16 protein-coding genes and 1 pseudogene are annotated in these 18,674 nt (G+C 69.3%); 1 reads left to right on the forward strand and 16 read right to left on the reverse strand.

Annotated features, from left to right (window positions below; genetic code table 11):
- Nucleotides 1-58: 58 nt before the first annotated feature.
- The 8 genes and pseudogenes from GA0070604_RS19810 to GA0070604_RS31970 form a co-directional block, all read right to left on the reverse strand.
- Nucleotides 59-742, reverse strand: a complete 684-nt coding sequence (locus GA0070604_RS19810) for a GntR family transcriptional regulator (RefSeq protein WP_091120449.1) — start codon at nt 740-742, stop codon at nt 59-61.
- Between the two features lie 206 nt (nt 743-948).
- Complete coding sequence (locus tag GA0070604_RS19815; protein WP_091120452.1) at nt 949-1,803, reverse strand: cytochrome c biogenesis CcdA family protein; 855 nt, start codon at nt 1,801-1,803, stop codon at nt 949-951.
- Nucleotides 1,804-1,806: 3 nt separating this feature from the next.
- Nucleotides 1,807-2,550: a DsbA family protein gene (locus tag GA0070604_RS19820; protein WP_208602125.1), complete on the reverse strand. Its 744-nt coding sequence runs from the start codon at nt 2,548-2,550 to the stop codon at nt 1,807-1,809.
- Nucleotides 2,551-2,662: 112 nt separating this feature from the next.
- Nucleotides 2,663-3,649, reverse strand: coding sequence for a YeiH family protein (locus GA0070604_RS19825; protein ID WP_091120459.1), 987 nt, complete (start codon nt 3,647-3,649; stop codon nt 2,663-2,665).
- Nucleotides 3,650-3,850: 201 nt separating this feature from the next.
- Nucleotides 3,851-4,507 (reverse strand): LuxR C-terminal-related transcriptional regulator, encoded by a 657-nt coding sequence (locus GA0070604_RS19830; RefSeq protein ID WP_091120463.1) that lies wholly within the window; start codon nt 4,505-4,507, stop codon nt 3,851-3,853.
- A complete protein-coding gene (locus GA0070604_RS19835; protein ID WP_208602126.1) occupies nt 4,495-5,724 on the reverse strand; it encodes a sensor histidine kinase in 1,230 nt (409 codons plus the stop codon). Before GA0070604_RS19835 ends, GA0070604_RS19830 begins: the two co-directional genes overlap by 13 nt.
- Nucleotides 5,725-5,872: 148 nt before the next feature.
- Nucleotides 5,873-8,008 carry an MMPL family transporter gene (locus tag GA0070604_RS19840; protein ID WP_091120466.1) on the reverse strand — a complete coding sequence of 712 codons (2,136 nt, stop codon included), beginning with the start codon at nt 8,006-8,008 and terminating at the stop codon, nt 5,873-5,875.
- A gap of 146 nt (nt 8,009-8,154) precedes the next feature.
- Nucleotides 8,155-8,241 (reverse strand): annotated as a pseudogene (locus GA0070604_RS31970) (enoyl-CoA hydratase/isomerase family protein); the annotation flags it as partial.
- Nucleotides 8,242-8,446: 205 nt separating this feature from the next.
- Between GA0070604_RS31970 and GA0070604_RS19845 the strand changes: the two are divergent.
- A complete protein-coding gene (locus tag GA0070604_RS19845; RefSeq protein ID WP_091120470.1) occupies nt 8,447-9,403 on the forward strand; it encodes a sulfotransferase family protein in 957 nt (318 codons plus the stop codon).
- Between the two features lie 291 nt (nt 9,404-9,694).
- On the opposite strand, the gene GA0070604_RS19850 is transcribed toward GA0070604_RS19845, so the two are convergent.
- From GA0070604_RS19850 to GA0070604_RS19880, 8 genes are all read right to left on the reverse strand, one after another.
- Nucleotides 9,695-10,210 carry a putative immunity protein gene (locus GA0070604_RS19850; RefSeq protein WP_091120474.1) on the reverse strand — a complete coding sequence of 172 codons (516 nt, stop codon included), beginning with the start codon at nt 10,208-10,210 and terminating at the stop codon, nt 9,695-9,697.
- Entirely contained in the window at nt 10,207-10,827 is a 621-nt protein-coding gene (locus GA0070604_RS19855; RefSeq protein ID WP_244162012.1) for a putative immunity protein, read from the reverse strand. The genes GA0070604_RS19850 and GA0070604_RS19855 overlap by 4 nt, the downstream gene beginning before the upstream one ends.
- Nucleotides 10,828-11,415: 588 nt before the next feature.
- Nucleotides 11,416-11,871: a pantetheine-phosphate adenylyltransferase gene (gene coaD, locus GA0070604_RS19860; RefSeq protein ID WP_091120477.1), complete on the reverse strand. Its 456-nt coding sequence runs from the start codon at nt 11,869-11,871 to the stop codon at nt 11,416-11,418.
- A 207-nt stretch (nt 11,872-12,078) separates the two neighbouring features.
- Nucleotides 12,079-12,753, reverse strand: coding sequence for a cytidylate kinase family protein (locus tag GA0070604_RS19865; protein WP_091120480.1), 675 nt, complete (start codon nt 12,751-12,753; stop codon nt 12,079-12,081).
- Nucleotides 12,754-12,896: 143 nt separating this feature from the next.
- Complete coding sequence (locus GA0070604_RS19870) at nt 12,897-14,093, reverse strand: winged helix-turn-helix domain-containing protein (RefSeq protein ID WP_141721349.1); 1,197 nt, start codon at nt 14,091-14,093, stop codon at nt 12,897-12,899.
- 205 nt (nt 14,094-14,298) lie between these two features.
- Nucleotides 14,299-14,553, reverse strand: coding sequence for a hypothetical protein (locus tag GA0070604_RS31975; RefSeq protein ID WP_141721350.1), 255 nt, complete (start codon nt 14,551-14,553; stop codon nt 14,299-14,301).
- 253 nt (nt 14,554-14,806) lie between these two features.
- On the reverse strand, nt 14,807-16,762 hold the full coding sequence (locus GA0070604_RS19875; RefSeq protein ID WP_091120487.1) for an ABC transporter ATP-binding protein: 1,956 nt from the start codon (nt 16,760-16,762) through the stop codon (nt 14,807-14,809).
- 122 nt (nt 16,763-16,884) lie between these two features.
- Entirely contained in the window at nt 16,885-18,090 is a 1,206-nt protein-coding gene (locus GA0070604_RS19880) for a lanthionine synthetase C family protein (RefSeq protein ID WP_091120489.1), read from the reverse strand.
- Nucleotides 18,091-18,674: the final 584 nt, after the last annotated feature.

Genomic DNA, 18,674 nt, shown 5'->3' on the forward strand with positions numbered 1-18,674 from the left:
GGTCCGCCCCACCGGGCCTACGCCGGCCGCTGGCCGCCGCGCCCGCGGCGATAGCGGCTTACCTGCCGCCGGCCGTCGGCGCCGTCGACCGGAAACTACGGGGGAGCTCGCCGATCTGGGTGCCGTAGGTGTCGACCAGATGCTTTCGCAGAGCATCAGCGAACCCAGCGCCATCACCGGTGCGCAGGCGCTCGGCGAGGGTCTCATGCTCGACGATGATGTCGGCGCACCGGGCGAGGAGCCGGTCGCCGTAGCTGAACAGCAGGAATCGCTGCCGGTCGGCTAGCCGGTCGTTGAGCTCAAGCAGGACGTCGTTGCCCGCCGCTTCCACGAAAATACGATGGAACTCGATCGTCAACTCGATGAAACGCCGGACGTCATCGGCCTTGAACGCCGCACGCTGTGCCGCGATCAACCGGCACAGGCGCTCGGCGAGCATCTCCCTGGCCTCGGCACTGGCCCGGCTGGCCGCGGTGGACTCCAGGATCAGGCGGGCGTCCGCCAGGTCTGCCACCGCCCGCTCGCTGAGTCCCTGAACGAGCGCGCCACGCTTGGGGTAGATGACGATCCAACCCTCGTCCTGCAATCGAGCGAGCGCGGTCCGTACCGGGGTGCGGCTAACACCGATCTCGGTGGCCAGGACCTCCTCGCCGAGCATCGTCCCCGTCGGGTAGACGCCGTTGAGAATGCCATCGCGAATCGCTTGGTAGGCGCGTTCGGCTGCACTCGCGGTGTTCGCCAATGACCCTCCCCTCAACCGTTACGCCACCGCCGGACGCGGCCACCCATACAACAAGTATGCATCCAGCGCGTGTGTGCCGACGGCTGCCCCCAACAGCAGTGGGAGACGCGATCTCGGTGGACGGCCGCAGTTGCCGGAGAAATCTGGCGGCGCATTCGCCGCTGGCGATGCGCTTGATCCCACTCCTCAATGATGGCGTGCGCATGTCACGGGCGGGGCGGTTCGCCGGCTCCGGCCTGGTGTTGCGGCGCAGCGGCGGCGTGGCCCTTCCGCCAGATGCCGATGAGGATGCGTGCGGCGACGGCACCGCCGATCACGATCGCGGCTACGAGCAGGTCGGGTACGGATTCAGTTTTCTGCCGTACCCAGTTTTCGAGTCTGGCCTGATCGGAGGCGGCGAGGACGCCGCCCAGCGACGTGGTGCCGTCGGTGGCCAGGAGCAGGATTCCGATCGTGACGGTGAGCGTACCGCTGATGATCCCGGCCCAGGTCTGGCGCCACCGCCCCACGCTGATTCCGCGCGGGCGGACGAGCTGGCGTACGAACGGCAGCCGTCCCCACAACAGGGCCAGGACGAGCAGCGGAAGAGCCATGCCGGCGGCGAAGACGAGCAGGACGATGCCGCCGTAGAAGGCGTTGCCGCCGACGGCGGCGATGGTCAGCACCGCGCCCAGCAGAGGGCCAGCGCAGACGCCGGCGAGGCCGTAGACCGTGCCGAGGGCGTAGACGGATGCTGACGATGTTCCCTCCATCCCGTTACGGGAAAGGACCGGAATCGGGATGTTGGCCAGCATGATCAGCCCGAGCACGATCACCACGGTTGCCGCGACGGTAACGAACATGCCACGGTGCTGGTTGACGAACGCGCCCACTGTGCCGGCAAGCACTCCCAGGGGCACGAGGGTGGTGATCAACCCCAGGTAGAACACGCCGGTGCGGCTGACCAGCGTGGCAGGACTGGCGAACGCATAGGAGAAGAATGCCGGCAGCAGCATCACGGAGCAGGGGCTGAGCAGGGTCAACACACCCCCGAGAAACGCGCCGAGCACTCCCAGTTCCACGGGCTACCGCGCCTTCGCGATCGCGTCGTCCAGGAACTTGCGGAACACCTCGATCGGCTGCGCTCCGGCCAGCGCGCTGTCGCCAACCACGAAGAAGGGGACGCTGGTGACACCCAACTGTTCGGCCGTGGCGTGGCTGTCCCGCACCGCTGCGTGCAGTTCGGCGTCGGTCAGGTCCGCGGTGAACCGTTCGATGTCGGGCACACCGGCCTTGCGCGCGTAGGCGATCAATCGCTCACGGGGCAGATCAGGGTGTACGCCCGCGGGGACATCCGCGTACACCGCGCTGAGGTAGGCGAAGAACTTGCCCTGGTTGCCGGCGGCCCGTGCGGCGACGGCACCATCCGTGGACTGCTCTCCGAAATAGGCCACGTCACGAACCTCGATACGAGCCTTGCCCGTCTGCACGTACTCCCGCAGCAGCGGGGGCAGCGTCTCCCGGTTGAACACCGCGCAGTACGGGCACCGCATGTCGGTCCACTGGACCAGGACCACCGGCGCGTCCACGTCGCCGACAGCCATCGAGTCGTTCGGATCGCGACGCACCAGCGCGAAATCGCCGGCGTTCCTCGTGCCGTTCGCGCCCTCACCTGTCGACGGCGCGGTGGCAGGGCTTCGGCCGGGTGTGAGCTGAGCGGCCACCACCACACCGAGAAAGACGACGAACGCGGCGAGGACGACCCTGAGGCGCCGGGACCGGCGATGCTCCGCGTACGCCACCCGCACCGCCTGGCTGAATCTTTTCACCGCGGTAGGATACATGATGCATACAACAGTCGGGTCGGCCGCAATCGGCAGCCGACGGCTGGAATCGGTGAGGCCGAGCCGTTCGTGAACGCTTCCGGATGAGGGGGCGCGATCACATGACTCCGACGATCAGCGCCAGCGAGGTTCCGGCCGCGACCAGGGTAGAAGCGCAAGCCAGAAGGAAGGCGTTCAGCGGCAGAGGCCAGATCTCCTTGACCCGGATCCCCATACCGAGACCGAACATCCCGGCAGCCAGCAGAAACGTCGTCGCCCCGTTCGACCACGACAGAGCTCCTGTGGACAGCAGATCCAGCGAACGCACCGCCACCGCGACGGCGAACCCGATCACGAACCACGGAACGAGCGGCGCCCTCTGGCCGGCGGCGCGGTCACCGCGACGTGACGCGACGGCGTACATCGGAGCAAGCAGTACCACTCGCCCGAGTTTCGCGGTCGTCCCAACCGCCAGGGCGCTCGGCCCGATGATCGACGCCGCTGCGACCACCTGGGCGACCTCGTGGATGCTCGCCCCAGCCCAGAACGCCGCCTGCTCGGCGGTCAGACCGAGGACGCCCGCCAGCCACGGCACCAGCAGGATCATCGCGCTGCCGAACACCGTCACCATGGCCACCGCGAGCGCCACGAACCGCTGCTTGGCCCGGACAGTGTCATCCACGGCAGCGATCGCGGCAGCACCACAGATCGAGAAGCCGGCTGCCAGGAGAGTCACGAATCCCTTGTCCAGTCCCAGGCGGTCACCAACGATGATCGTCGAGAAGTAGGTGACCGTGACCGTCAGCACCACAACGGCGAGACCACCCGGCCCAATATCCAAGATCTCCTGCACGGGCAGCTTCAGTCCCAACAAGACGACGCCGAGGCGGAGAAGCAGCTTCGTTGTCTTGGCGTGCCCCTTCATCACCGGCAGCCCCGAGATCGCCGTGTTTGCCGCTATCGCTCCAAGTGCCAGCGCGATGAGCAAGGGACCGACCAGGGGAAACAGAGAACTGATGAGCAACGCGATACCTGCTGCGACAGCTGCGGGCACCGCTGCCGTGATTTGGCTCGCAGGGCGCGTGTGTGTCTCCACCGAGGTCATGCACCTAGCGTCAAGGCGCTCCCGCAGCGGCAGTAGACGGCAAGATCGACCTGATCCATAACCGCTGCCTATGACTGGTCCCGGGTAGGTCCTCCGGCTATCGCCACGCCCGACTCGGGTAGACCGGCGGCCGGGGAGGCCGTGCGGCTACCCGAGCCTGGCTGCGGAGGGCCCCGGCAACGCTAAACAATCCGCCAGGAACTACGCCTGGCCATCATTGCCTCCGAGGTACGTCAAAACCGCCAGCACCCGCCGGTGGTCGTCCTCCGACGGCGGGAGATCGAGCTTGGCGAAGATGCTGTTGATGTGCTTGCTCACCGCCTTCTCGGTGATCACCATCTGGCCGGCGATGGCGGCGTTGGACCGCCCTTCGGCCATGACGGCGAGCACCTCCCGCTCGCGCGGGGTCAGGCCGGCGAGTTGGGCCCGCCGCCCGCCGCTCAGCAGCTGCGCCACCACCTCGGGATCCATCACCGTGCCCCCGGCGGCGACTCGGCGCACCGCGTCGACGAATTCGCGGACCTCCCCCACCCGGTCCTTGAGCAGGTAGCCGATCCCGCCCGCCCGGTCGGAGAGCAGTTCCCGGGCGTAGACCTGCTCGACGTACTGGGACAGGATCAACACCGGCAGCCCCGGCACGGCCCGGCGGGCGGCGATCACGGCGCGCACCCCCTCGTCGGTGAAGGTGGGCGGCAGGCGCACGTCAACCACGGCCACGTCCGGCCGCACCGACACCAGCGTCTCGGCCAGGCCGGCGCCGTCGTCGACGGCGGCGACCACCTCGAAGCCGTACGCGGTCAGCATCCGGACCAGCCCGTCGCGCAGCAGCACCAGGTCTTCGGCTATCACGACCCGCACGGCAACTCCGCGATCAGCTCGGTGGGCCCGCCGGGCGGGCTGCTGACCCGGATCGTGCCGTCGAAGGCCGCCAGCCGCCGCTCGATCCCGCGCAGGCCGGTGCCGCCGGCCGGGTCGGCGCCGCCCCGCCCGTCGTCGCGCACGCACAGTCGCAGCCGGCGCCCGTCGTCGACCACCTGGATCGTGATCCGCTCCGCCCCGCTGTGCTTGATGGCGTTGGTCAGCGCCTCGGCCACTACGAAGTAGGCGGCCGACTCGACCGGCGCGGCCAACCGGCGCGCCAGCCGTGTATCGAGGTCGACCGGGATCGGACTGCCCAGCGCGAGCGCTTGGAGCGCACCGGGCAGGCCGCGGTCGGCGAGCAGCGGTGGGTGGATGCCCCGCACCAGGTCGCGCAGTTCACTCATCGCGGTGTGTGCCCCGGCCCGAGCGTCGGTGAGCATCGACCGCGCGGTGGCCGGGTCGCTGTCGAACAGGTCCTCGGCCATGCCCAGGTTCATGCTCAGCGCGACCAGCCGGGCCTGGGCACCGTCATGCAGGTCGCGCTCGATGCGGCGCAACTCGACGGCGGAGGCGTCAATCGCCTCGGCCCGCGTCTCGGTGAGCTGCTCGACCCGTGCCGACAGCCTGGCCTCGGCGGTCGGCGCGAGCAGCCACCGGGCGAACCGTGCCTCGGCCCGGATCAGGAACCGGGGTAGCAGATAGCCCGCCGCCAGGCACAGGACACCGATCGGCACAGCCGCCCAGGCGGCTGCCGGCCCGTCGACGGTGAGACCGTTGTACTGGAACACGATCTCTGGTGGCAGCGCTGCGCGCACCGCCGGCATGAGCAGGCCGAACGCCCCGGCCAGCCACAGCGCCGGACCGAGGACGCCGAACACCAGGCCGATCGTCGTCTGGCCGAACATCCAGCCGAGATCCCGCCAGGTCGCCCGATCGGTCAGCACCGTCCGGGTCCGCTCCGCCAGGCCTTTGGGCAGCGCCCGGTATGGCGATGGGACCGGATCGCCGAGCACAGCACCGGCACGGCCGCGCTGCCAGTCCGCGACCCGCCGGCCACGGCGCAGCACCTGAAGGTAGGGCGGCAGCCCGAGCCCACCGGTGACGGCCAGGGTGACCGCGGTCGACGCGAACAGCACCAGACACACCGCGGCCAGCCTGAGACTGGCCAGCAGGTGCGCCTGCTCGCGCCGGACACGCTTGATCATCTGCTTCATCACCAGCGATTCTCCCTCCGATACCGGATCTCCGACGAGGCGGCTGCGCTGGTCAGGGCCGATATCACATCGTTGCGGCCACCCGGAACGCCGCCTGCGGGCACCCCTTCACGGGGCGCCCGCAGGCAGTCCGGCCGGAGCCGGGCAGTCAGACCAGTTCGGGCGAACGCTCCGGGCGGGTGGGCGGGGCCGGGCGGGCTTGTGGGCGCACCCGTGCCGGCCAGAACGCGAACCGGCCGAACAGCGCGGTCAGCGCTGGCACCAGCAGCCAGGACAGGACGAACGTGGACAGCAGGATCCCGACCGCCACGGCAAAGCCGACCTGGGCCAGCGTCGCGGAGACGACCAGCGCCGCGAAGGACGCGGCGAGGATCACGCCGGCAGCCGCGACCGGAGGGCCGGCGTGGCGCAGCGCGAGCGCTACCGCCTCCCGCCGGGAGCGGCCCTCCCGCAATTCCTCCCGGATCCGGGCGATGATCAGGATGTTGTAGTCGGTGCCGATCGAGGCGACGAACATGTAGACGATCAGCGGCAGGGTGAAGGCCAGCCCCGGCTCCCCGGCGAGCCCCTGGAAGGCCAGCACCGAGGCGCCCAGCGTGGCGACGAAACCGGCGACCACCGCACCGAGCAGGTACACCGGGGCGAGCAGGCCCCGCAGCATCAGCAGCAGCACCAGGCCGATCAGCGCGCCGGCCACCGGGAAGATCACCTTCATGTCCGCGCTGACCACGTCCCGCACGTCGGCGAAGGTGGCGGTCTCCCCGCCCACGTAAGCGGTGGTGCCCGCCGGCGCGGCGGCGTGCGCGGCCGGCCGCAGGTCGCGCTCGACCTCGTCCATCGCCTTCTCGCTGAGCGGATCGGCCGACAGCAGCAGGTCGACCTGGGCGACGTCGCCGTTGACCCGGACCCCGCCGACGCCACCGACGATCGGCACCTCGGTGAGCTTCTGCGCATACGCCGTCGCGGTCGCCTCGGTCAGACCCGGCCCGCTCAGGTAGATCGAGGTCGGGCTCAGGGTGCCCGCCGGGAACCCGGACCGCAACTGGTCCAGTGCGCGGGCCGATTCCGTACCGCTGGGCAGCGATCCCAGGTCGTAGCTGGCCTGGTAGCCGAGCGCCCCGGCCCCGAGCGCCGTCAGGGCCGCGATCGAGGCCAGCGCGACGAGGGCCGGCCGGCGGGCCACCAGTGCGCCGGTCCGGGCTGCCAGCCCGGCGTGCGGCTCGTGCCGCCACTTCTTCGACGGCCAGAACGCCCGGTGTCCGAGCAGCGCGAACACCGCCGGGATCAGGGTCAGTCCGGCGAACACCATCACGAGTACGGCCACCGCGAGCGCCGGGCCGAGGATCCGGAACGAGCCGAACCCGGACAGCAGCAGCGCGCCGAAGGAGACCGCGACGGCGAGGGCGGAGACGGCGATGGCCTCGCCGACCCGGCCGAGCGCGGAGACCATGGCGGTACGCCGGTCCTCGCCGAGGCGCAGCCGCTCCCGGTACCGGAACAGCAGGAAGACCACGTAGTCGGTGCCGACGCCGAAGAGCACGACCGGCAGCAGGCCGGTGACCGAGGCGTCGAGCTGCATCCCGGCCGCCTTGGCGACCAGCGCGAGCAGTGCCACCACGCCCTGCCCGACCAGCGCGATGATCAGCACGTTGAGTAGCGCGATCCACGGGCTACGGAAGATGACGACCAGCAGGATCACGATCATGACGACCATGCCGACACTGACCAGGATGTCGAGGATCTCGCTGTCCTTGGCCGCGGCGGCCTCTCCGGTGTAGCCGGCCCGCAGCCCGGTGCCCCGGACCAGGTCCTGGGTCTTCGATCGCAGATCGCCGACCGCGGCCAGGGTGGTTTCATGGCTGGCCGATTTGGTGAACGCCACCCGCGCCAACTGCACCTTGCCGTTCGGTGAGAGCGCCTGGGCCGAGGTGCTGACCGTACGGACACCAGCGATCCGGGCCGCGTCCAACGCGGCCACCAGCTCCCCCACCTTCGCCTGGTCGGTGACGCTCAGGGCCGCATCGTCAGCCCGGGACAGAACCAGTACGGCGGTGGCGCCCGCGTCGTCCGGCGTCGGGAACGCCCGCTCGGCGACCTTCGCCGCCTTGGCCGACTCGTAGCTGTCGGGCAGGAAATCGGCCTCGTTGCTGCCCATGACCGCGGCCGGTCCGTCCACGCCCAGGACGGCGAAACTCGCGCCGCCCAAGGCGATGACCGCCACCAGCCAGGCGAGAATCACCCGGACCGGGTGGCGGACCACCGCCGTCCCCCATCGCTCGAACACTTCCGCTCCCTTCGCGTCAACTCGACGCTACGGACGGGCAGACGCATGATCGATGGGGCCAGAACGCGTCTTCGGGGTGGTGCCTGCACCACCACCGGCTGCGCCGGCCGAACCGGCTGCGCTCGGTCCGGCCCACCGGCCGGTGAATCCGGCTCGCGCCCCTCCACGAAGGCGGCCGTCCCCTCGCGCTTGTCGTCGGTGACGAACAGCGCCGCGAAGAGCTGGCTCTCCCCCAGGGTGAACCGGGTCCTACCAAGATCAGTGCATCAGTGGGCGAGGGTGCGGCGCGTTGGAATGCTTCGATAACGCGTGCCCGCTTGTTGGAAGTGGCCGTCCGGCACGCACTCCGGGGCGCCGGGTACGGGTCCGGCCCGGATCGGCGAGTGAAGGGGATAAATGGCTTGCACAGGCGCCGGGTTGGAAGCTTGACTGCTCTCCATGCCTTTCCCCCAACCGATCTTCGTTGCGGGTACGGGTCGTTCGGGAACGTCACGGATCGCCGACATCATCGGCGAACATCCGCTGATCCATCGGATTCCCATGGAGACCCGGTTTCTCATCGACCCGGGTGGCCTGCGGGACCTGGCCGACGCGCTCACCGAGCGATACGACCCCGCCGTCGGTGAGGACGCCCTGCACCGGCTGAGCGATTTCCTCACCGTACGAGTGCCCGGCCGGCGCGACGATCGCGGCAAAACCGTTCCCGAGCTGGTCGGCGAGCGGCGCTACCGGGACGCGGTGCAACAGCTCTGGCCGCAGTTGATCGCGTACACGTACGACGAACCTGCGCCCGCGGAAGGCTTTGGGAACGCAGACCGGCCTGCCGGGCCCTTCGAGCCGGTGAGCCGCCGGCGGGTACTTCCCAGGCACTTCAGCGACCGGGGCGAACTGCTCGGAATCTTGCGGGGCCTGATCGACACCATGTTCGGCGGAGCAGCCGCCGACGCGGGCAAGCCGACCTGGTGCGAGAAGACACCGTTCAACCTGCTGTACATGGAGTTCCTCTGGGAACTGGTCCCCGAAGCGACCATCGTGCACATCAAGCGTCACCCGGTCTCGGTGCTCGCATCCCACCTGGCCCAGCCATGGGCGCCGCCCACCGTCGACGGCGCGCTCGCCTACCTCAAGCCGGTCTACCACCGGTGGCTCACCTGGAAGAACGCGGTCGACCTGACGGGCAGGCGATACATCGAGGTGAAGGCAGAAGATCTCGCAGCCGACTGGCCCGGGCAGCGCCGCGCCCTGTTCGAACGGCTCGGCGTCAACGACTTCGCCACCCCTTCAACGTTTCAGTCGCACCGACTGACGAACCGTAACGATCAATTCGACGACGAAACCCGCGAACTCATCGAAGAAGCACTCGGCAAGGTGATCCCGGCCATGGGATACGAGTAACGGCTCCGGCATTCCACCTTGACGACGCCACGTCGCCCCCCCTCGAACGCCCGGTATACGCGGCTTCAGCCGAACCGCTCGCAGACCATTCGTTCCTGACTTTCCGGCCGCTTTTTGAGTCCGCGCTTATGGGCGGGTACACGCTTCTGCCACGAACGCTCGTCACGGAGGGTGACCGGATCGCGGGGTGGGCATCCCATCTGTATTCCGCCGAGTGCACGAAGATCGCCCGGCGTCAGGGCGACGAACACTGCCACTGGACGGACAGTGAGGGCTCTGCACGGCTTGGCGTCAACAGTGAAACACCGACCAGCAGATGTCGTTGCGCCGCCTCTGGTCGTCAAGTACGAGCTCACGGATCGCCTCCGGGAGCTGATCGCGCTGCCACTGGCACTCGAGTCGCCCTGCGGCCTCGCTCAGACCTGCCGGTGCTGCCGCACGTGCGGCCTTGATCGCATAGGCGGCGGCGCCGAGTTCGTGTGCGGCGACGTGGGCGACGGCCCCGGCCTGGCCGGCGGCGTACGCGGCATGCCGTGCTGCACCACGCAGGTCTCTGGCCGCCCCCATCGCATGGCCACCCGCCGCGCGGGCCTGCATCATCGTGACCTCGCCACGGACCCAGGCCCGGGCATGCTCGATCGCGTGACGTGGTCGTAGGTCCCCAGGCTGCGCCGACTCGAAGAGGCCGAGTACGTGCTCCGCACACGAGGCGGCCCATAGAGCGAGGAGACGGTGATCGGCATCAGTGAGAGTTCCCCCACGGCGGATCGTCACGAAGCGGGGGTCCCGGACCTTCGGGAGGATCATGACTGGCACTCCCTCCTACGCGGGTCGGCGCGGCCCAGCGCGGTGTGCCCTGGCGGCCGGTCAGCCGCCTGCCGCAGGAAACGGTCCAGCGTGCTCATCAGCTGGGCGACACGAGTGCTGCCGCCCGGCGCGAGCGGGTAGCGGCTGAGCACGTCGATGAGCACCGGTGTCGCACGCTGCCGCGACCGTTCCAGCAGGGCATCCGCGATCGCGGGGTCACCGCCCGCCTCGATCTCGCCAATGCGCGCAGCGCTTGCGGCGGCTCGCAGGATGTGGCCGACCTGGCTCGCCTTGGCAATGGGGTGCAGGTATGCGGCCGATGCGGCGTCACCGGCGCATCGCGCGGCCAGTCTCGCAGCCTCGGAGGGTGCAGCGCGGGCGGCTCGATGAGCATCGAGGGAAGTAACGCGCTGCAGTTTCGTCCTGTTGGCGCCGTTGATGAACGCCCAGGCCGCGTCGATCGCCGCACGGGGGCGCGGATCATCGGGAACGGCCCGCTCGAAGACCGACGAGACGTCCTCGGCATGCCGGACCACGTAACGCGCCACGACGCGCAGCTCGTCCATCGTCAGGTCGAAGTCTCCGGATACGGTGCGCGCGCTCGGTGCCATGTTCATGAATCGTATCCTTGAACTCTCGGTTGAGACTCTCCGACTCATCGCCCGCTTACCTACGTCGGAACCCTCAATCACAGGTCACATGCGGTGGCCGCCCGATGAGCTGGGTGGCGCGGGTAACCGTCGCGGCGAAATCGATGACGTCGCGCCGCTGGTCGCCTTCCTGTCTGCAAACAGCGGCGGAACGGCCGACGAAAAGCGTCGGAGTCGGCCGGCAGCGCGGCAGGGTTCATCACCCGCTCAATGATCAGCCACGCCCACGGTGTCCGAGCCCTCGTGGCCCACCGCTACCGGCAACAGCGATCCGGGTGGTACGCACTGCCACGACCCGCGTGGTAGCAGTTCAATGGTTGCGGTCGGCTGGGACATTTTGGGAGCCCGCCCACCATGAGCGAGCTCCCCGGAGCCTGGCCCGACTCGAACGGTACGGCCATCCCTGGGTTCAGTGACGCGCGGTACCGGCGCCGCGCGTTGGGCAGGCCGGCCCCAAGCGTAGTGCGCCGGCGTTCGACGCAGGGTGTGCGGACAGGCCGTCGGCGGGGTGCATCCCACCTCGGGGCGTTGCCACCGTTCCGGTACCCCTGGGGGTCACTGTTCGGCGTTCTGGGACGGGGCCGACTGTGCCGAGCGGTATGCGCGCGCGACCGTGGACGAAGTGGCGGCCAGCTGCGGACGGGACGGCAACCAGACGGTCTGAATGCCGAGTTGTTCGTTCATCGCGGCGAGCTGGTACTCCTGGCGAAGGTCCGCGGCCGTGCGTAGGCCGCGGACGATGACCGTGGCACCGCGACGCAGGCAGTAGGCGGTGGTCAGGCCGGTCCAGGTGTCCACCTCGACGTTGCCCCAGGCTGCCGGCATGGCGTCGCGCACGCGTACGGCCCTGGTCGCGGCCTCGGCGGTTGGGCGCTTGTCGGCGTTCACCGCCAGCAACACGATGACCTGGTCGAATATCACCCGGGCACGGGCCACCACGTCGCGGTGCCCCGGGGTGAACGGATCGAACGTACCGGGATAGACCGCCAACGAACCGTGTACCGGCACCACTTCACGACCCGACGTAGCCGTCACCGCGCCTCCAACCGCATGCCCACGATCATCCCAGCCCTACCTGTGCCGAACGACGTTGGGCCTTGTCGTCACCGCCGACCACCGCCGACATCCTGGTCTGCCGCCACCCGTGCGCGGCACCCGTCCGGAGCCACCATCCCTGCGGGTACTCCCCCGCCGACACGAGCGCCGAATTGAGTGCGGTCAGTGTTTTCGGGTCTCCCAGACCGGCTGCTGGGGCTCGTCGTTGTGCACGATGATGTCGACGCGATCGGTCGGGCGGACCGTGGCGAAGTAGAACTGTTGGGAGGGGATGTAACGCTCGCGCCAGCGCCGTTCGACTTCGGCCCGGGACGGCACCCGGCGCTCTCGGATCACGGCGCGATCCACGGTCTTCTCGAGCGCAGTCGACACGAAGATGCGCAGATCCCACCGGTCAACCAGTTCCGGGCGCATGAGGAAGACGCCGTCGAAGAGCAGCACGGCGTCGGTGGGGGCAGTCGTGACCGGCGGGGACAGGGCGGTATCCGCTGTGCGGTCGTAGACCGCGTGTTGGAAGCGCCGATCTCCGCCCGGGCCGAGCGGATCGAGCAGAACCCGGTTCAGCGCCTCGTAGTCGTGGGTGTCGAAGTAGCAGCCTTCGGCCGAGTACTCGCCGCGCGGGTAGCGCTGTGCCCGGGGGAAGAGGAAATCGTCGATCGTCGCGCGGATGACGGTGCGGCCCTGTGTGCGCAAGACGACGGCCAGCTCGTCGGCGAGCGTGGTCTTGCCCGTGGCGGGCGGCCCGTCGATGGCAACCCGCGTCGGGTGTGCGACTGTGACGGACCCGACTGCCTCAGCCAGCCGGCCGAGCACCTCGTCGCGGGAGCCTTGGCCCATGTCCTGCCCCGTCCTGATCTCGCGAGGGTACTCGTGCCGAGCCGACCTTATGCCCGCCAGCCTTCTCGCGCCCGCCACTCCCCCAGTAAGCGAGATCGCCACATGCGGAAGCGGCTGCGGTCGCGGCACAAACAACGCCGCCATCACCTCGGCCCTGCACGCACCTCGCGATTCTGCTCGTCGGCACCGCGCAGCAGGCGCTCCCCCAGCAGAGTCAGACGGTGCTGTACCGCACGGCCCTGGCGTGTGGTGGCGATCAAACCCGCGTCGCGCAACACGGTCGCATGCTCGCTGGCGCTGGCGGAAGAGACGGCGAGCCGATGGGCGAGTTCCCGGGTGGTGCAGGGACCGTCACCGATGGTGTCCAACACGTGCGCCCTGGTGCGTCCGAGCAGGTTGACGAGGGCCCCGAGTCTGGGCGCTGCCGACGGCTCGCTGAGGACGGCCGCGAGATCGGCCGTGCTTCGTGCCAGAGGCAGGAAGAGCACGACGGGTGCCTGCTCGTCCACGCCGTTCAGCCATACGGCCGGGCCCGCTTGAAGCACCGAGGGAACGAGCAGCAGCCCGCGGCCGTCGAGCCGAATGTCCGTGAGAACCCCGCAGTGCTCCACCTCCAGCACCGGCGAACGCCAGCGGGCGAACGGGGCGAGCCAGGTGAGCAGGCCATCCACGCCGTCTTTGCTGAGCACCCGGGTGAGGGCGGAGTGCTCGGCCTTCACCCGGGCGTGGATCCGGGACCAGTGCGGCGCCACCGCGTGCCGGTGATGAGCGTGCAGGAACCTCACCAACTGCCGCCGGTCGTCGCGATTGCCGGCCGGATCGACCTCACCCATCAGCCGACGCAGCCGCGCCTGGGGCCATCCGGCGGTGGTCGCTGCGGCGGTGATCTCCGCCCGGAGGTGCTGCGGTCGCACCTCGAGTAAGGCGGCCAGCCCTTCCTCGATGGAGTCGGTGGGGCCGGTGAGGGTCAGTAGGTCGAGTGCGCCGCTCCCGAGCAGTGGAGCGTAGGGGTGCGCCAGGGCGACCGTCGACCGATGGCCCTGCGGCGACCGTGGCGTGAGCACCTGCCGCCGGTTGCGTCCGAACGATCGCGCAAGGCTGAAGCACGTCTCGCCGAGCGGGCCCCATCCCGTCAGCAGACGGACTCGAGCCAGGTCATCGGCGGTGAAGTGGATGCGTATCACCGGCCCTCCTCGTAGCCTCAGATTCAGCCGCGTCCAATGTAAGGAGACGCGGCTGATGCGAAAGGCTCCCAGCGGTATCGACGACCGGGTGATCACTGTCGGCGGCGACTGCTCGGTCGGCGTCGCGCCGCCCGGCGACGGAGCTGCCGGGCTCACACCGGATCAACCGCTCGCACCACAACAGGTGATCATCGCCGGAGAGCGTGCGATTGTCGCGGCCGGGCATGCGTACCTCGCGAAGACCGGATCGCGCAGGCATGGCGTTGCCGACCTTGAGCGGGCGCTCGACGGCCGGGCATACGGATCGATCCACCTACGGATATCCGCGGCAGCCTGGCCGTCCTTGCCGAAAGTGACGAGGTCAGCAGGCGCAGGGTTGTCCGGTGCGGCCCCCGCAGGTGTATCCGCAGGTGGAGCCCACGCACGACCATGACTGACAATCACGCATGGATACCCAGCCGGGCGGGTCGGCCTGACCGATGACGCGGAATTCTCGATCTTCGAGGTGGCTGGTGGGGGCAAGGTCGACAGCCTGCGTCGCACCCACCCGCAGCGTACGGAGGTCGAGATCGAACGGGTCCGACGAATCGGGAGGCGCGGGAACGAGAGTCTTCATGCGATCTCCTCTGTTCGGTGGCTCCGGACACGCTATGCGCGTCGGCGGCCGTGCCGGCGATTGGCCTAGACGTTCTCACATGCCATCACTGGATCAACATTTTTCCGCTAAGAATCTGGTAACCGATACGACCTGCCGTTTCCCGGCGGGCGCGGTTACGGTGTGGACCATGTCGAATGGCGAGGAATCCCCACGCCGGCCCGGTTGATGGCGGCCGACGGTACGGGGTGCACGCCGGCGGGTGTCGGAATACTCAGGTCAGGCTGGCGGGAGCCGGCGAGGAGGTTGCCAGGTAACCGGCGGCCTGCAGGTCGAACAGCTCACGATAGAGCCCGTCCTCGGCCATCAACTCGTCGTGGTTGCCCCGCTGGACGAGACGGCCCTCGCGCATGACGAAGATCTGGTCAGCATGTCGGATGTTGGCGAGCCGGTGGGTGATGAGGACGATCAACTTGTCGGGCCGGCGGCGCAGGTGTTGGAACACGGCGTGCTCAGCCCGGGCATCGAGGGCCGCGGAGGGCTCGTCGCAGACCAGCAGCGCAGCATCGCGATACATACTGCGCGCGGCGACAAGGCGCTGCCACTGGCCGCCGGAGAGATCGTGGCCGTCCTTGTACTCCCGGTCCAGGAGGGTGTCATAGCCGTGTGGCAGTCCGAGGACGATCTCGTGCACGGCGGCGGCCCGGGCTGCGTCCTCGATGCTCGGCCCTTCCCCGGGTGTCGGTCGGTCATGGCGGCCGATGAGGATGTTCTGCCCGGCGGTGAAGGGGAACTTCCACCAGTCCTGCGCCATGACCGCGACGTGCGAGCCGAGACTGTGCGGGTTGAGGTCGCTGGTGTCGACGCCGTCCCAGCGGATGACGCCCGAGGTGGGCCGGTACAGGCCGGCGATGAGCTTGGCGAGAGTGGTCTTGCCGCTGCCGTTCTCGCCGACCAGGGCGATCACTTGACCGCGCCGGAGGGTGAGGCTGACCTCGTCCACCGCCGGGATGTCGGAATCCGGGTAGCGCAGGCTCACCCGGTCGAGCTCGATGGTGTCGAAGCCGGCGGTGGGCTGCCCTTCGACGGGCCGAGTGTGGCGGCTGGCGCGGTCAAGAAAGTCGCGGTAGTCCTGGTAGTAGAGGGCGTCCTCGTACAGCGAACTGGTCGCGACCACCGTGGTTTTCAGGCTGGCGTGGGCGGCCTGCAACGCCAGCAGCGCGGCCGCGGCCGCGGCAAGAACGACCCAACCGGTCAGCAGCAGACCTGCGAGCACTGTGTAGACGGCCACGCTGGCCAGCCCGGAGGCCGAGGCGCCGAGCACGCGCGTGGTGGTTTGTGAGCGGACCAGATCGAGATCGGCTCTGGTCTCGAAGGCCACGATGCGGCGGTACTCGCCCAGAAGGAATTCGCGCATCTGGTGGGCGCGGATCTCGGCGGCGGTGTGCCGGTTGGCCATCAGCGTGGCGAGCATCCACATCCGGCGACGGCGGGTCGTGCGGGACAGCAGGTTCAGGTACTGGCGGCGGGCCACCCGCACGACGGTGATCGCCTCGGGAACGGTCGCGAGCAGGAGGCAGGCAAGCAGGATCGGCTGGATCAGGGCGAGCGCGGCGGCGGTGGCGAGCACACCGACGACACCGGTGACGAGGTTGACGGTGTTGTCGACGATCGAGGCCGCTTCGCGCATGCCGCGGTCGCGCACCCGGTCCATTTCTTCGGCGAATCCGGCGTCGTCGAATGCCGCCAGGTCGACCGTGGTGGTCGCGTCGAACATCCGTAGTTCCGACCGGTAGTTGACCTGGGGAACCAGTCGGGCCTGGGCCCAACCAGCGGCGATGGTCAGGGTGCCTCTCGCTGTCATCGCCGAGGCGGTGAGCAGGAGTGCGGGCAGGGCGGCGCGGATCCGTTCGGGGGTGGGGCCAGCGGCGAACAGTTCGGTCAGAACCGTGGTGGTGGCGAGTAGGCCGAAGGTGGTCATAACTCCGGCGGTGATGTTCAGGCCGATCGACGCGATCGTATTGCGGCGGCTGGTCGCCCACGCCACACCGATCGCTTCCCGCACGAGGCGTGGCAGTCGGCGGGCCATCGCCCAGAAACTGGTCTGTACGACCTCGCGGGCATGGCGCATCCAGTCGGGATCCTCCAACTCCGGAAACGTCGACCCGTCGGCGTCGGCAGCCGTCTCGTCCGGATCTGCGAGCTGACCGGCACGCGTCACGGTTTCCATCCAGCCTCCTCGTGCAGTGGATCGAACCCGCACCGCGGGCATGGGTCGACATCGGCGAGCGCATCGCGCCCGGCACCACCGGGGACAGGCGCCGACCGCAGCGACGCCCGGCGCGACAGTGATCAGGCAAGCAGGAAGAGCGTCGTCCAGGCCGGTGCGGCGGGCTCGGCGCACGCGAGCAGGCACATCGCCACTCCCGCAGCGCCGTTGAGCAGGCCGGGGTTGTCGACGACCTGACCACCCACCTCGACATCTACGAAACCCAGCAGGGAGTCGGGGTCGTACCGCGCGACGAGCTGGTCGAACAGATCGGTCACGAGCTGATGCAGCTCGGGATCCCGGGTGTCCCACGCGAAGTGAGCGGCCACGAGCAACAGGCCGGCCAGGCCGTGACAGATCGTGGCCGACGCCAGCTGTGACACGGCGTGAGGATGCGCGGCAGCCTTGACAGCGGTGACGGCGAGCCGCTGCAGCCGCTGGTCTTCCAGGGCGCGGCCGGCCAGGAAGATCGCCCGAGCGACTCCCGGGGTGCCGTAGCACCAACCGGGACGGGCCGCCGCGACGGCAGCATCCGGAGCCGGACGGTCGGCTGACGTCCAGCCCGACTCGTTCACCGAGACCAGGCGGGGCCAGCCAGGGCCGTGCGCCCCCTCGCGCAGGTGGTCGGCGATCCACTCCGCGCCGCGCCGCACGGACCGGCGTACCGCGGGGAGATCGGTCGGGCCACCGCGCAGCACCAGGGAGAGTAGGGCGACGACGCCGGGCAGGCCGTGCGCGAGCCCCAGGTCGACGTATCCGTCAACGTCCGCCGCTGAACCGCCTGCCGGAAGTACCAGCCGGTGGGACTCCAGGTCGTCGAGCAGGTCCGCGAGGGTTTTCGTCACGGCGGCAAGGGTCGGGTCCGATGCCCGGCCGTCCTGCCGTAGCAGCAGGTACGCGGCGAGCCCGCAGAGGCCGTTGACCAGGTCGTAGCCGGCGCCCGGCCAGGCGGGTGCCCGCGGCGGCGCAGAGGTGGCGAACCGTTCGACCGCGGGCAGCAGCAGCGCATCGAGCTGCTGGCGCAAGGTCGGATAGCGGTCGGCGGAGCCGCTGAGCAGACAGACAGCGGCGCCGTAGCCCGCCACGCCGTCGTAGAGTCCGAGGCGGGGCGGACCGTCAGCCAGTGCCGAGGCACCGGCCCGCAGGGCGGCGTGCGCGGCATGGTCCCAGCGCTGGTCCGTCGATACGGACCGCACCGCTGCGCAGAGCACCGCGACGGAGGCGTCGCCGAGCGCCAGCGATAGTGGATCCCAACGATTGATTTCCGGAAACGCCGTCTGCTGTCGCATCCGGGCGATCGCCTTGCGCCGGCGACTTGCCGTGACAATTCGACGTGCCACCTCGATGCCGATCGTACGCGCGGCACCCACCCGGCTGCGATCGAGAAGGGCGCGCGGGCCAGGTGTTGCTTTCGGCAATTCCGGTCTGTCGTTTCCGCCGCATTTCGAGTCAGGCACAGTGATGGCTCATCTCCGGTGTGGAGGCGGCTGGAGCGAACGCTGTCACTCCAGCCGCCTTCAACGGATTCATCCGCCTACGGGTATTCACAGCGGTCTATTAAGCTCGCCGGAGGCGACGATGTCAGCAGGCGCAGGGCTTTCCGGTGCGGCCCCCACAGGTGAATCCGCAGGTGGAGCCCAGGCAGCTCCAACACGTTCCGCCCCAGGTATCACAGTCGCCGGTGCCGGCGAGCTCGATGGGCTGCGCCGTTCCCGCCGATAGCGTGCGGAGGTCGAGATCGAACGGATCGCCCGACGTGTCGGAAGGCGCGGGAACGAGAGTCTTCATGGCGATCTCCTCTGCTCGAATGGCTCCGGACACACCAGGCGCGCCGGCGGCCGTACTGGGATTTGAGCCAGACGCTTTCACATGC

The organism is Micromonospora eburnea (assembly GCF_900090225.1).
Taxonomy (GTDB): domain Bacteria; phylum Actinomycetota; class Actinomycetes; order Mycobacteriales; family Micromonosporaceae; genus Micromonospora; species Micromonospora eburnea.